Source organism: Sphingobacterium sp. 1.A.4 (genome assembly GCF_002734245.1).
Lineage (GTDB): Bacteria > Bacteroidota > Bacteroidia > Sphingobacteriales > Sphingobacteriaceae > Sphingobacterium > Sphingobacterium tenebrionis.
This window is the reverse complement of record NZ_PEAZ01000015.1, coordinates 1-715: the sequence shown is the minus strand read 5'-3', so window position 1 is coordinate 715 and position 715 is coordinate 1. Positions and strand designations below refer to the sequence as shown.

At 45.1% G+C, this 715-nt stretch carries 1 protein-coding gene; it reads left to right on the top strand.

The annotated features are described in order from the left end of the window. Positions 1-715 (top strand): transposase (locus CRJ00_RS02090; protein ID WP_144038061.1); only part of this gene is annotated, 715 nt, incomplete at both ends.

Sequence of the window (715 nt, the reverse complement as noted above, 5' to 3'; positions counted from 1 at the left end):
AGGAGCGTTCCAAGCTGTTAAGGAAAGCGATATATCAGATAGATGAGGACTACAAAGGGCGTCTGCCACAAAAGAACGAGTCCAACGACCTGGACCAAGAACTTACCTACTGCAGGGAATTACAGAGAGTGCTGGATCAGGATCAATCCATCAGTGAAATACCGGCTGTAAAGGAAAAGCTGAACCTGTTGAAGGAAACCATCGAGGACACAAAGGAATACTATCTGCTCTCTAAGGACGATGAAGCCAGGCTTGGATATAAATCTGTAGACAGCAGTTTCTTTGGTTATAAAACACATYTGGCGATGACCGAGGAACGCATCATCACAGCAGCGGTCGTTACTACGGGCGAAAAAGGTGATGGTCCGGAACTGCCCCGGTTATTGGAGATCAGTAGGCAGAATGGAATGGAAGTGGATACTATAATAGGTGATGCTGCATATTCTGGAAAGGACAACCTTCAACTGGCAAAAGAACAGAACATTGATATCATCGCTAAATTGAATCCAGCAGTTAGCCAGGGATGCAGGAAAGAGGGAGAACACTTCCACTTTAACAAGGACGCAGGGATGTTTGTCTGTCCAGCAGGCCATTTGGCTATCAGAAAAGTTCGGGGAGGAAAAAAGAACGGAGTGAGCAATCAAGTTGATAGCTATTTCTTTAATGTAGAGAAGTGTAAGGTTTGCCCACTTAGAGAAGGATGTTACAAGGAAGG